We start from the raw sequence: 13,374 nt of genomic DNA, 5'->3' as shown, positions 1-13,374 counted from the left end.
CTATGAATGGCGCTCTCTAGCGAGTAAGGTGTTTTTCAACAACATCGCTCGTGTCATAGGTCCTACTCCACCAGGAACCGGAGTGATAAAGCTGGCTTTCTTACTAACACTATCATAATCGACATCACCGGCTAACCGGTATCCTCGTGTTTTCGTATCATCCGGTACTCGGGTAATCCCTACATCAATAACCACAACGCCATCTTTTACCATATCAGCTGTTAAGAATTCAGATATTCCAATGGCCGCAACAATAATATCAGCTTGTTTTGTGATCTCTTTTAAATTTGCGGTTCTTGAATGCACCACCGTAACGGTTGCATTTCCAGCTTTACGCTTTTGACTCAGTAGAATACTCATAGGACGCCCAACAATATGACTTCTTCCCATAACCACCACATGCTTCCCGGAGGTTTCAATCTCGTAACGCTCCAATAATTCTAAAATTCCATATGGTGTTGCTGAAATGAACGTTGGCAAACCTAGGGTCATTTTTCCAACATTCGTTGGATGAAATCCATCAACATCTTTATCCGGATTTATGGCCATTAAAACCTTTTGTTCATCGATATGTTTAGGTAAAGGCAATTGCACTATAAATCCATCCACGTCATCATCTGTATTTAAATCGTGAACGATCTGAAGTAATTTTTCCTCTGAGGTCTCTTCAGGAAGATCGATCAAGGTTGATTTAAAACCTACCATTTCACAATCTTTAACCTTAGAATTCACATAAGTCATACTAGCCCCATCTGTTCCCACTAAAACCGCAGCCAAATGTGGTACTTTTTCACCGTTGGCTTTCATTTTTTCAACCTCGGCAGCAATTTCATTTTTAATATCGATACTGGTTTGTTTTCCGTCTAAGATGGTCATATTTTATTGGATAATTTGAATATTTATAAATGAAGGGTTAGCGCATGTTCTGCATCATTTGCATCATCTTTTTTCCGCCGCCACCTTGCATCATCTTCATCATTTTACTCATTTGATCGAATTGTTTTAACAGTTGATTCACCTGCTGCACGGAAGTACCCGAACCTTTAGCGATACGCTTTTTTCTGCTGGCATTAAAAATACCGGGGTTAGCACGCTCTTTTGGTGTCATAGAATGTATAATGGCCTCAATACCTTTAAACGCGTCATCATCAATATCCACATCTTTCATCATTTTTCCAACACCGGGGATCATGCCAACCAAGTCTTTCATATTCCCCATTTTTTTAATTTGTTGAATCTGATTTAGAAAATCATCAAAACCAAACTGGTTCTTAGCAATCTTTTTCTGAAGTTTTCTGGCTTCCGCTTCGTCATATTGCTCCTGAGCTCGTTCTACTAAAGACACCACATCTCCCATGCCCAAAATACGATCTGCCATTCGTGTTGGATAGAAAACATCAATGGCTTCCATTTTCTCTCCTGTACCAATAAACTTGATTGGTTTGTTCACCACCGACTTAATGGAAAGTGCTGCACCACCTCTGGTGTCACCATCTAGTTTGGTTAGAATAACCCCATCAAAGTTCAAGACATCATTAAAGGCTTTTGCTGTATTCACAGCATCCTGACCCGTCATGGAATCCACCACAAATAAGGTTTCCTGTGGGTTTATAGCCTTGTGAATATTCGAGATCTCGTTCATCATGGTCTCATCGACAGCCAAACGCCCCGCGGTATCAATAATAACCACATTATGTCCGCTAGCTTTGGCATGTGCAATACCAGCTTTTGCAATGGCCACCGGATCCTGGTTTCCTTTATCGCTAAAAACCTCAACATTGATCTGATCGCCAACAACATGTAACTGATCAATCGCAGCAGGACGATACACGTCACAGGCCACTAATAAAGGTTTTTTAGCTTTTTTATTTTTAAGATAATTCGCCAGTTTCCCTGAAAAGGTCGTTTTACCTGAACCTTGTAAACCAGACATTAAGATGACACTCGGGTTTCCTGAGAGATTTACACCTTCAGCATCGCCACCCATGAGTTCTGTGAGCTCATCCTTAACAATTTTAACCATTAATTGGCCCGGTTGTAAGGTTGTCAATACGTTTTGACCCAGCGCTTTTTCTTTAACGGTGTTGGTAAACTCCTTGGCTATTTTAAAGTTCACATCGGCATCCAACAAGGCTCGTCTAACTTCCTTTAAAGTTTCAGCTACATTAACTTCGGTGATACTTCCATGCCCTTTCAGTAAGTGTAAGGCACTATCTAATTTTTCGCTTAAGTTATTAAACATATTACGGTATACATTTTAAGAAGTGCAAAGTTAATGATTTGTAATATATTAATGAAGAGACACCGAGCAAAGTCCATAAAAAAAAGGCTGTCAAATGCATTTGACAGCCTTTATAAAGGAAACTACTTAGTAATTAACCTAACCTACTTAAATATTAACGTTCCCTTTTCACCAAAAACAATCATTATACTTTTACTTTCAGTATTAATATTCGTGATATCTCTCCGTTCGCATAAAAATCGTGTAAAACGATCTCCGTTTCTGAGACCTCAGCAATTTTCCATCGGTGGTTGAGCACTTCGAATGGCGGTTCAATACCATAATTCATTCCCAAGAATAGACCTTCATTTCTGTAAGCTAACCAGGATCCGTCGATAAGGCCATTATTTGGATCGGTTACTTTTATATGACCGCTTTCTAAAAATTGGATATTATAGCCTGCATAATTTTCTGTATTATTTACCTGGCCTTCTACGATGTAGTATTTCGTTACTTCCCAATGGTTTGAAATAAGAATATCATTTATGTAATTTATATCACCGTCAACAGATGGACAAAAACGCCGTAACACCATATCACTGTTGGTACGACCCAGTGCTTGAAGCTTAATGATTCCCGGTTCAAGAACGGTTACGAACCACTCTAATTGTAGGTTCGGTCTACCATCTAAGGTGATTTGCAGTACAAACCCATTATTTACCGGTAACACTTGGTAGGTGCCTTGAACAAACTCACCATTTACACGAATTTTAACTACATTATCAGCAAAGAATTTTAATGGAGTTCCGATATAATCACTTTCGTTATCGATACCATCAACCTGCAACCGCGCTACACGCCACAAGCATTCCTGTAAATAATTTTCTATTCGAGCTTTAGTGATTTCAAAAATGATATCACAATGTTTCTTTAGAATAACTCTATTGCCACCTTCCTGGAATAATTTGATACGTCCTTCATCAAGGTCATATACATGCCATTGCAGATTGAAGTCGGTCAAGGCGTCGAATTGTAAACTGATCAAGGCTCCGGCATCAGTAACTTCAGTGGTCCAGGTTCCAGTATACATATCACCATTTCTGGCTTTTACTTTAACCACACCGTCTTCTCTGAAAACCACAACATATTCACGATACACTTCTACGAGATCATCTTGATTACGCTCAAATTGGTATACCACCCAAGGGCAAGAGGTTAATACAGTATTTAATCTCTCTAAAGTGAAATCATCGTCACCATAATCGTTATCATCATCTTCGTCGCAGGCATCCTTAGCTTCTTCAATGGTTTGTTGTAATTGTTGATTATTATTTACCACAATTTCAGTTCCATCTGCTAATTTCATAGTTACCGGAAAATTCAAGCTAGCAAAAACTTCAGACCTTTTAACACGTTGAATGAAATGATATAAACGTGCATCATTTTCAATAGTAACCGTTTCAATAACCTGAAAATTGGCATTGTAAATTGAGAAGGTCAAAGGATACACAAAATCGATACATTCAATATCGTCATCCGGTTCGTTTTCTCCACGGCATTCCACAGCCAAAGCTCTCAGGGCTTCCTTACTCTCTATCACCACCCTTTCATGATTGGCTTTGATAATGGTTATAGGGAAAATGATGTCAAGAATATCTTCATCATTATCAAACTCTTTAAAAATACGTTCGATAACTATAAAATCTTCTTTGGAATCAATGCGGATCTCGAGTCCCTTAACAATAACGGTAATTGGTAACTCAACAGAAAGACAACTCGCACGGTCTATAATATTATCGAAAGATCCATCCATAATGGCCGTTGCGTTAATATTATTCGTTAACTGAGATTCTGCCAGCAAAGCCTCTGAAGAATTGGGTGGCATAATATCAGTAACCTCATCCTGACATGATGTAAGGAAGAGTAGGGCAAAAAAAGGAATAAAAAATAAGCGTTTCAAATGTGTTCTCATGGTTTTTTGATTTTGTTAAACATAGCGTTTTGTATATGAAACAGCTAAACTTTAAAAATTCCTACCCCGTAATGTCTTTTTTTTTATTTTAGTAACTTCAACCAACCCCATAAATGGAAAAAAAACTACATGACACCGTTTGCGAGGAGCATTTATTTTCTTCCATTTTTAAGACCCACTCTGAAAATTTATATCATTTCCTATATTATAAGTTTGGTGACCTTCTAAATCCGAAAGACAAAGTACAGGAAGCTTTTATTAAGCTTTGGCAAAATTGCGCAAAGGTATCTCCTGAGAAAGCAAAAAGTTTTTTGTTTACGACAGCAAATAATTTAATGTTGAATGAAGTAGCACATCAAAAAGTTGTTTTAAAGCATCAGCAACAAAAACCGAAACACTATACCAACGAAAACCCGGAATTTTTGATGCAGGAGCAGGAATATCATGGTAAACTTCAAAAAGCTTTGGCGAATTTAACAGAGGCGCAGCGTGTGGCTTTTATGATGAATCGTGTCGAGGGTAAACGTTTCAAGGAAATTGCAGAGCTACTTGATATCTCAACAAAAGCAGTTGAAAAGCGGATTTATGGCGCTTTGGAAAGATTACGTAAAGATATAAAAGAATTATAGCACCATTATTTTTCACCCCGAGGGTAGGAAAAAAGAAAAGTTAATTGTTATATAGTTGTATAAGAACATCATGGACAGAGAAACACTCATATTAAAATGGTTGAATAACGACCTGAATGATCAAGAACTTAAGGCCTTTAAGGCACTTGAGGACTACGATGATTTAGTATTGTTACAAGATAAGCTTCAGGGCTTCAAAGCAGAAACCTATAATAAGGCAGGAGAACTGGAAGCGTTACAAAAAGCCATTCGCACTAAAAAAGCAGGTAAATCGAATACTTGGATAAATCCTTTTTTACGAATTGCTGCTATTTTGGCTATTTGTTTTGGTCTTTATTACTACACCACGACATTAGACACCACTGTTTCGACGGCCGTGGCACAAAAAACCTCCATTGAACTACCCGATAATTCCAGTGTGGAACTCAACGCAGCTTCCTTTTTAGCCTTCAATAAAAATCACTGGAAAAAAGAGCGTGAAGTTGAACTGCAGGGTGAAGCTTTTTTTAAGGTTGAAAAAGGATCCACTTTCAAAGTTATTACCAACTCCGGAACGGTTACCGTTTACGGAACCCAATTCAATGTAAAACAACGTAAAGATTATTTTGAGGTTATTTGCTACGAAGGCTTAGTTGGCGTTACTTATAATGCCCAAGAAACAAAATTAAAACCTGGTGACCAGTTTTTAATTATCGATGGGAAAATTATTGCTAAAGAAAAAGAACTACGCTCAAGGCCTTCGTGGTTAACTCAGGAAAGTACGTTTAAAAGTATTCCCTACAAACTGGTGATTTCTGAATTAGAACGTCAATACGGGGTCACTGTAACACTCTTAAATGTTGACAACTCACAATTATTCACTGGTAATTTTACCCATAAAGATCTCGATCTGGCATTAAAATCTATCACTTTACCTTTGAATGTACAGTACAGCAAATCAAACGATACGATAACGATTAAAGGTGAATAAGAAAGGGTGGTTTCCTGGAGTTCTTTTTATTATTCTTTTGAGTGTTGGTTTTCTAAATGCCCAAGGAACTCAAACAGAAAAACAACCGCTTTTCCTTATTTTAAAAAGTCTTGAATCCAGATTTGGTGTTAGCTTTTCCTATGTCGATTCCACGATTGAAAATAAGGTCGCTATAAGTCCTGACCCAGATTTAGATCTGGAAACCGCTTTAGAGTTCTTAAAACTCGAAACTGGTTTGGAATTTGATTTTCTGGACAACCGCTTTATTGTAGTCAAAAAAGCTGTAAAAAATAGGTCCTTCGTAAGAACCCAGCGCCTTAATGAGGTAATTATTACCAATTATTTAACTTCAGGGATCAGTAAACTAAATAATGGTTCTATAACCATAAAACCTGAAAAATTTGGGATTTTACCCGGTTTAACTGAGCCCGATGTTTTACAGACTATTCAGGCCCTACCGGGTGTTATCAGCTCGGATGAAACCGTTTCAAACATTAATGTTCGTGGCGGCACCCATGATCAGAATCTTATTCTCTGGGATGGTATAAAAATGTATCAATCGGGACATTTCTTCGGACTAATATCAGCCTTCAATCCCTTTATTGCGAATAACATTATTATGCACAAAAATGGAACGCCCGCTAAATACGGCGATGGTGTTTCCAGTATTATTGATATGAAGTTACCCGATGAGATCGACGGAGAATTTCAAGGTGGCGCAGGTTTTAACCTGATCAATGCCGTGGGCTATGCCAAGGTTCCAATAACTGAAAATACAGAGCTCCAAGTGTCATCACGGCGTTCTCTTACCGATTTTTTGAACACGCCCCCTTTTGAACAATATTCTAAACGTATTTTTCAGGATTCTGATTTTAGCAATGCACAAAAGAATGGTAACTCCATTTCTCAAAATGAAACCTTTTTCTTCTATGATGTTACAGCTAAGTTTTTATGGGATATCACTGAAAAGGATAAGCTGAGGGTTCATTTTTTTAATGTTTTTAATGATTTGAATTACGATGAACAATCGACGGTAAACGATCGAAATGAAGCTTTAAACAGCAAACTCACGCAACGGAATAGCGCGATTGGATTAAGCTACACAAGAGATTGGACAGAGTATTTATCAACCAAGGCACAGGCCTATGTTACTAATTACGACTTGGATGCTTTAAACTATGATGTTCTCAATAACCAACGTTTGATTCAGGAAAATGAAATTTACGATGGTGCTTTCAAGTTTGATTTGAATTACAATCCTAATGAACAATTTGAAATCAATGCCGGTTACCAATTTAATGAAGTGGGTATAAGTAATTTTGAAGACGTTAACAATCCGAGATTCAGAAGCTATATTAAAAATGTTGTGAGAACGCATGCGGTTTATGGAGAATTCGATTACACCTCTTACGACTTACAAACCAAATTAATTGCCGGAACGCGGCTTAATTATATTTCAAAGTTCGACATGGTTTTAGTAGAGCCGAGGTTAACCTTTAGTCAGCGTTTTTTAAATTACCTGCGTTTCGAAGCCCAGGGAGAATTTAAAAGCCAGACAACCTCCCAGATCATTGATCTGCAAAATGATTTTCTTGGTATTGAGAACCGAAGGTGGGTACTCGCTAATAATAACACAGAGGTTGTTACGATTAACGAAAAAAATATTTACCCAGTTCCTGTCATAAAAAGTAAACAGGCTTCAGCGGGACTACATTTTAATAAAAATGGATTTTTGTTCGGTGTTGAAGGTTTCCTGAAAAAAGTTTCCGGGATTACCACCAGAAGTCAGGGTTTCCAGAACCAGTACCAATTTGAAAATGCTATAGGAGACTATCAAGTTACGGGAGTAGAAGCGCTATTAAACAAACAATTTGGAACCCTGTTCAGCACCTGGATATCCTATACTTACAGTAAGAACGATTATTCTTTTGAGTCCCTGAATAACAGCGAATCCTTTCCGAATAATGTTGATATTCGGCATGCACTAACCTTCGCAGGAACGTATACCTACGAAAATTTAAAAATAGCTTTAGGCTTGAACTGGCACAGCGGAATTCCTAACACACAACCGGCAATCAATGACAATCCGAATGATGATGTGATCACCTATGCCAGCCCGAACAGTTCGAATCTAAAAGACTATTTACGTACGGATTTCTCAGCGTGGTACAAATTTAAAATATCCGATGGGGTTGAAGGGAATTTTGGTGCCTCTATTTGGAATCTATTAAATAATAAGAATATTATAAAAACCTACTACGTTTTAGATGATAATAATACTGTGAATAAAGTCGAAAATGAATCCTTAGGCTTTACTCCGAATGTAAGTCTGTTGTTTAAATTTTAGGTTTACATCCGCTCAGGAACTTCAATCCCGAGTACATGAAAAGCATTCTTGATAGTTTGTGCCACACTTTTCGATAACTGGACCCTGAATAACTTCTCATCCAGATTATCTGCCCCTAAAATAGAAACATTCTGATAAAAAGAATTAAACTCCTTAACCAGATCATAGGTATAATTAGCCACGACTGCCGGACTATGTTGCCCGGCAGCTTGTTGAATAACCTCTGGAAATAATTGCAGTTGTTTCAATAATTCACGTTCCTTCTCATGTAATTCCAGATGATCTGCAGGTACCGTTTTATTTAGTGCCATATCAGACTTCCGGAGGATCGATTGGATTCTAGCATAGGTATACTGTATAAAAGGCCCTGTATTTCCTTGAAAATCGATTGATTCCTTAGGATCGAACAAAATGCGTTTTTTAGGATCCACCTTAAGAATAAAATATTTAAGAGCTCCCAAACCAATCGTATGATATAAAGTGTTCTTTTCAGCTTCAGAATACCCATCTAATTTGCCTAGTTCCTCAGAGATCTCTCCTGCGGTTGTCGCCATTTCTTCAATAAGATCATCGGCATCAACTACAGTTCCTTCCCGACTTTTCATTTTACCACTAGGCAAATCAACCATACCATAACTAAGATGATATAAATTATCGGCCCAATCAAAGCCCAGTTTTTTCAAAATAAGGAACAAAACCTTAAAATGATAATCTTGCTCGTTTCCAACAGTATAAACCATACCTCCTACATCAGGAAAATCTTTAATACGTTGAATAGCTGTTCCTATATCCTGTGTCATATAAACAGCTGTACCATCAGCACGCTGCACGATTTTTTTATCCAGACCATCTTCGGTGAGATCGCACCATACCGAACCATCTTCTTCTTGATGAAAAACCCCGTTTTTTAAACCTTCTTCAACAAAGGATTTTCCTAACAGATACGTGTTGCTCTCATAATATAGCGTGTCAAAATCCACACCTAGATTTTCATAAGTTTCATTAAATCCGGTATAAACCCAGCCATTCATTTTTTCCCAAAGATCCACAACCTCAGGGTCTCCGGCTTCCCATTTTCTCAGCATATTCTGTGCATCTACAAGTAAAGGCGCTTCTTTTTTTGCAACCTCCTCAGAAGCTCCACTTTCAATAAGTTTATTAACTTCTTTTTTGTATTCCTGATCGAATTTCACATAATAATTTCCAACCAATTTATCGCCTTTTAAACCAGTACTTTCAGGGGTTTCACCTTTACCAAAAAGTTTCCAGGCCAGCATACTTTTGCAAATATGAATACCACGATCGTTAATGATCTGGGTTTTATATACCTTTTTACCAGAAGCCTTTAAAATTTCTGCAACACTATACCCTAAAAGGTTATTTCGAATATGACCTAAATGAAGTGGTTTATTTGTGTTTGGCGAGGAGTACTCGACCATAATGGCCTTTTCTTCTTCAGAAATGGGCTGAAAGCCGAATGTTGAATCATCTTTAATTTGGTTAAAGAAATTCAAGTAATACATATCGCTAATTTCAATATTCAAAAAGCCCTTTACCACATTAAATCCCTTCACCTCAGATACCTGATCAACCAAAAAATTCCCAATCTGCTCACCAATGGTTACCGGATTGCCTTTAATAAAACGTAACATAGGGAAAATAACCACCGTGATATCTCCTGCGAATTCTTTACGTGTCGCCTGAAATTCAACAGAAGGCAAAGTGATATCGAAGCCATTGGCAACAGCCTGTATTACGTGTTTTTCTAGGGTTTCTTGAAGACTCATGAATCGATACATTTTAAGTGTGCAAAGATAAAACTTTTATTGAAGCACTTAACGATAAATTAGTGATCATATATGACCTAAATATAACTTTTTGTAAGGCTTTTCGGCTAATTATAAGTGTATTAAACCCTTGTTATTACTGGATTCGGTAATGATGCATTTCATCGACAAAAGTGTTGTTTTTCCATGATTTTTGCCGTTCATCTATTCGTCGATTTTCCGTTAATTTTTAGACAGGCGTTTCATCTAATATTTTGGTAGAAAAACCTGAAAATTAGATTATGATGCGGCTTTTTACAAATTTTGTTATGTAAAGCTATTAAAATTTCCAATATGTTTTGGAAAACTAACTAACACGTCACAACCTTATAAAGCTATATTTATTTCCCTCAATAAATGACAAGTTTTACTGTCACTTTATGTGAAAGTTGTGATTTAATGTTATATGAGGAGAATAATTATTTTAACCACCCTACTGTGCTCTTTTCTCAGTTTTAGTCAAACTAAAGAAATAGACAGTCTATCTGTTGAGTTGGCCTTCCAAGATCAGGACAGCTCAAAAGTAGATACCTCATTGAGTTTAATTAAGGCGCTTTACGGTATTGGTGAATATGACAAGGCCTTAAAGTATATCGTACAAAGTGAGAAATTAGCCAGTGATATTAATTACATTAAGGCCACAGCAAAAATTATGTTCTACAAGGCACTGGTTTTTGCTCAAAAAAATGACTACATCAACGCTATTAATGGTTATTCGAAATCTAAAACCTTATTCCTCCAACTAAAAGACACCCTGAGTGTTGCTAAAGTAAATAACAGTATTGGTTTAATTGAAATTAAACGCGGTAATTATGCTATCGGTTTACAATACTGCCTCGCCGCAATTAATATCCTTGAAAAGCAAGGATTAATCCGGGAGTTAAATATGGCTTATGACAGTTTGGCGGATGCTTATTATGAAATCAAGGCCTATGATAAGGCTATTGAATTTTATTTAAAAGCTATGGAAATCCAGAGGAAACTTAACGACAAACCTGGCCTTATAGCTTCTAACTCGAAATTAGCCGAACTATACTCCATGAAAAAAGAGTTTCGTAAAGCCATTGATTATTACGAGTCGGTTTTAAGTTTCGTAAATACAGATTCTATTAAGGGAATCATTTATCCTAAACTTGGTGGTGAATACCTTAAGTTTAATGATTTTGATAAAGCACAGGATTATTTGGTAAAGGCCTACAATATTAATTATCGCGCTGGAGACAAGACCAATTTATTAGTAACCCTGAATAATTTAGGAAATCTAAATTTAAAAGAAGACCGCTTAAAAATTGCACAAAAACAATTAATGGAAGCGGGGGAATTGGCCGAGTCTTTAAATCAAAAGGAAGAGCTTCTTAAAAACTACCAATTAATGAAGGTTCTGGATTCAACAGAACGTAATTTCCAACAAGCTTTTGAATGGCAGCGAAAGTATTTCAATCTAAAGGTTCTTTTAGAAAAAGAAAACAATCAAGTATTAAATTCAGAAGTTAATAGTATTCCATTAGAGCTCAATCCGAATTTTGATAAAGCTACTTCAGGGGAAAATCTTGAGGCCTCAACATCAGAAAAAGATGGCCTGTTAAATTTGGATGAAATTAATAAGTACAAAATAATTTTTTACGCTTTAGTTGGTGCTCTGGCTTTTGTACTTGTTTTTATTGTTATGCTTTACATGAAACGTAATAATAATATAAGGTATACTCAGGAATTAGAAGAAAAAAACATCAAATTACAATTGCAAAATGATGCTTTCGAAGAGCGAACACGCCACTTAGAGAGTGTTAATAATGTTAAAGACAAACTATTTTCCATTGTTTCTCACGATTTAAAAGACTCATTATCCTCAATTAATGGCTTTATTGATTTACTCAAAGATGGGTCTTTATCTCGTGAGGAGTTCGACAACCTTATTCCGGAACTCAGCGAAAATGCTAATAATGCCTCTTTATTATTATTTAACTTATTAAACTGGTCTAAGTCACAAATGCAGTCCTTAGAACCTAAACCCAGTTTATTTGATATCCAGGAGGTTTTTGAAGCAAAAACGAAATTGATCGAGCAACGTTTAGAAAGTAAAGGAATAAATTTAATAGATCACTCCCTCCGCGATTTTGCCTATGCCGATAGAAGTATGATCGAGATCGTAATTCAGAACTTGCTTGCCAATGCATTAAAATTCTGTAAAAATGGTGACACCATTACCATTTCCAATCATATAAGTAATGGTAGTTGCGTCATTAGTATAGCTGACACCGGTGTTGGCATTTCAAAAGAAAATATCTCTAAGCTGTTTAAAAACAACAGTTTTAGCACTATGGGAACCAACAATGAAAAAGGTACCGGTCTAGGACTTTCAATCTGTAAAGAATTGGTTGAATTAAACCATGGAAAAATTTGGGTAGAAAGCACCCTTAACGTAGGTACAACTTTTTATGTTGAATTACCTAAATCCAGATCTAACGGGGATTAATACATCAGGCCTTTGGTAAAAACACCTCAGCCATCATACACCTAGCACTACCACCTCCACAAGTCTCAATAGTATCCAAAGCGCTCGACATGATTTTAGTATGTTTTTCAAGCCTATTGATTTGATCAGGGTCTAAGGAATCATAAGCCTGTTGACTCATTATGAGGTACGGTGTATTTTGAGCTCCCATAACTTGTAACATATTTCCAGCGAAGTGAGATACTTGATCCTCCGTGATCGCTATGATTTCTTTACCGTCACTTTTTAAGTGTTTCACCACATTTTTGCGCTCTTTTTTATCATCAATACTATCCAGACAAATAACAGCGAAGGTTTCTCCAATACACATCATTACATTCGTATGATATATGGCTTTCCGTTTGCCATCAACCGTTTGATTGGCCGTAAAAATGACAGGTGAATACTCAAAGTCTTCACAAAATTCAATAAAAAGATCTTCATCAGCTCGCGGTGATAAAGCACAATAGGCTTTATGATTGACACGATCCAAGGCAATACTCCCGGTACCTTCTAAAAAAAGGGCCTCGGCCTCAGCACTAGTATAATCCACAATGTGGTTTATCTGGTATCCGAGTTCTTCTATTTTAAGAAAAATATCTTCCCGGCGCTCAAAACGTCGGTTCACAGCAAACATGGGGTAAACACCTACCGTCCCATCTTCATGAAAAGATACCCAATTGTTCGGAAAAATAGAATCGGGTGTATCGTATTCTTCAGTATCTTGAAAAACAATAACGTTTACTCCGATCCCTTGTAATTTTTCAACATACACATCAAATTCCTCTTGTGCTTTTTTGTTAATGGCCTCAGGAAGCATATTATCAATAGTTCCCTGATAATAGTTATTAACCGCCGTTTGTTCGTTCATTCTGAAATGAACGGGACGAATCATTAATATAGTATTTGTAATTTGAT

9 protein-coding genes are annotated in these 13,374 nt (G+C 36.8%); 4 read left to right on the top strand and 5 right to left on the bottom strand.

Features of this window, described 5'->3' with window-relative positions; translation table 11 throughout:
• The 3 genes from folD to V8G61_RS02755 all read right to left on the bottom strand — a co-directional run bounded on the left by folD (position 1) and on the right by V8G61_RS02755 (position 4,193).
• Positions 1-876 (bottom strand): bifunctional methylenetetrahydrofolate dehydrogenase/methenyltetrahydrofolate cyclohydrolase FolD, encoded by an 876-nt coding sequence (folD, locus tag V8G61_RS02765; RefSeq protein ID WP_394873899.1) that lies wholly within the window; start codon positions 874-876, stop codon positions 1-3.
• A 37-nt stretch (positions 877-913) separates the two neighbouring features.
• Positions 914-2,242: a signal recognition particle protein gene (gene ffh / locus V8G61_RS02760; protein ID WP_394873898.1), complete on the bottom strand. Its 1,329-nt coding sequence runs from the start codon at positions 2,240-2,242 to the stop codon at positions 914-916.
• Between the two features lie 184 nt (positions 2,243-2,426).
• On the bottom strand, positions 2,427-4,193 hold the full coding sequence (locus V8G61_RS02755; protein ID WP_394873897.1) for a hypothetical protein: 1,767 nt from the start codon (positions 4,191-4,193) through the stop codon (positions 2,427-2,429).
• Positions 4,194-4,306: 113 nt separating this feature from the next.
• On the opposite strand from V8G61_RS02755, the gene V8G61_RS02750 reads away from it, so the two are divergent.
• The 3 genes from V8G61_RS02750 to V8G61_RS02740 all read left to right on the top strand — a co-directional run bounded on the left by V8G61_RS02750 (position 4,307) and on the right by V8G61_RS02740 (position 8,139).
• Positions 4,307-4,822, top strand: a complete 516-nt coding sequence (locus V8G61_RS02750; protein WP_394873896.1) for an RNA polymerase sigma factor — start codon at positions 4,307-4,309, stop codon at positions 4,820-4,822.
• Between the two features lie 70 nt (positions 4,823-4,892).
• The gene (locus V8G61_RS02745) at positions 4,893-5,792 is read left to right on the top strand and encodes a FecR family protein (RefSeq protein ID WP_394873895.1); all 900 of its coding nucleotides are present in this window, start codon (positions 4,893-4,895) and stop codon (positions 5,790-5,792) included.
• Entirely contained in the window at positions 5,785-8,139 is a 2,355-nt protein-coding gene (locus tag V8G61_RS02740) for a TonB-dependent receptor plug domain-containing protein (protein WP_394873894.1), read from the top strand. The genes V8G61_RS02745 and V8G61_RS02740 overlap by 8 nt, the downstream gene beginning before the upstream one ends.
• A 2-nt stretch (positions 8,140-8,141) precedes the next feature.
• Here the strand turns inward: V8G61_RS02740 and argS are convergent, their stop codons facing one another.
• Entirely contained in the window at positions 8,142-9,926 is a 1,785-nt protein-coding gene (argS, locus tag V8G61_RS02735; RefSeq protein ID WP_394873893.1) for an arginine--tRNA ligase, read from the bottom strand.
• A gap of 445 nt (positions 9,927-10,371) precedes the next feature.
• Here argS and V8G61_RS02730 point away from each other — a divergent pair, with 445 nt between their 5' ends.
• Positions 10,372-12,438, top strand: a complete 2,067-nt coding sequence (locus V8G61_RS02730) for an ATP-binding protein (RefSeq protein ID WP_394873892.1) — start codon at positions 10,372-10,374, stop codon at positions 12,436-12,438.
• A 4-nt stretch (positions 12,439-12,442) separates the two neighbouring features.
• Here V8G61_RS02730 and ctlX read toward each other — a convergent pair whose 3' ends face one another.
• Positions 12,443-13,351, bottom strand: a complete 909-nt coding sequence (gene ctlX, locus V8G61_RS02725; RefSeq protein WP_394873891.1) for a citrulline utilization hydrolase CtlX — start codon at positions 13,349-13,351, stop codon at positions 12,443-12,445.
• Positions 13,352-13,374 lie beyond the last annotated feature (23 nt).

The sequence above is a fragment of the Gaetbulibacter sp. M240 genome (assembly GCF_043876815.1).
Lineage (GTDB): Bacteria > Bacteroidota > Bacteroidia > Flavobacteriales > Flavobacteriaceae > Gaetbulibacter_A.
Note: the sequence above shows the minus strand (reverse complement) of the source record. Positions and strands in the feature narration are given on the sequence as shown.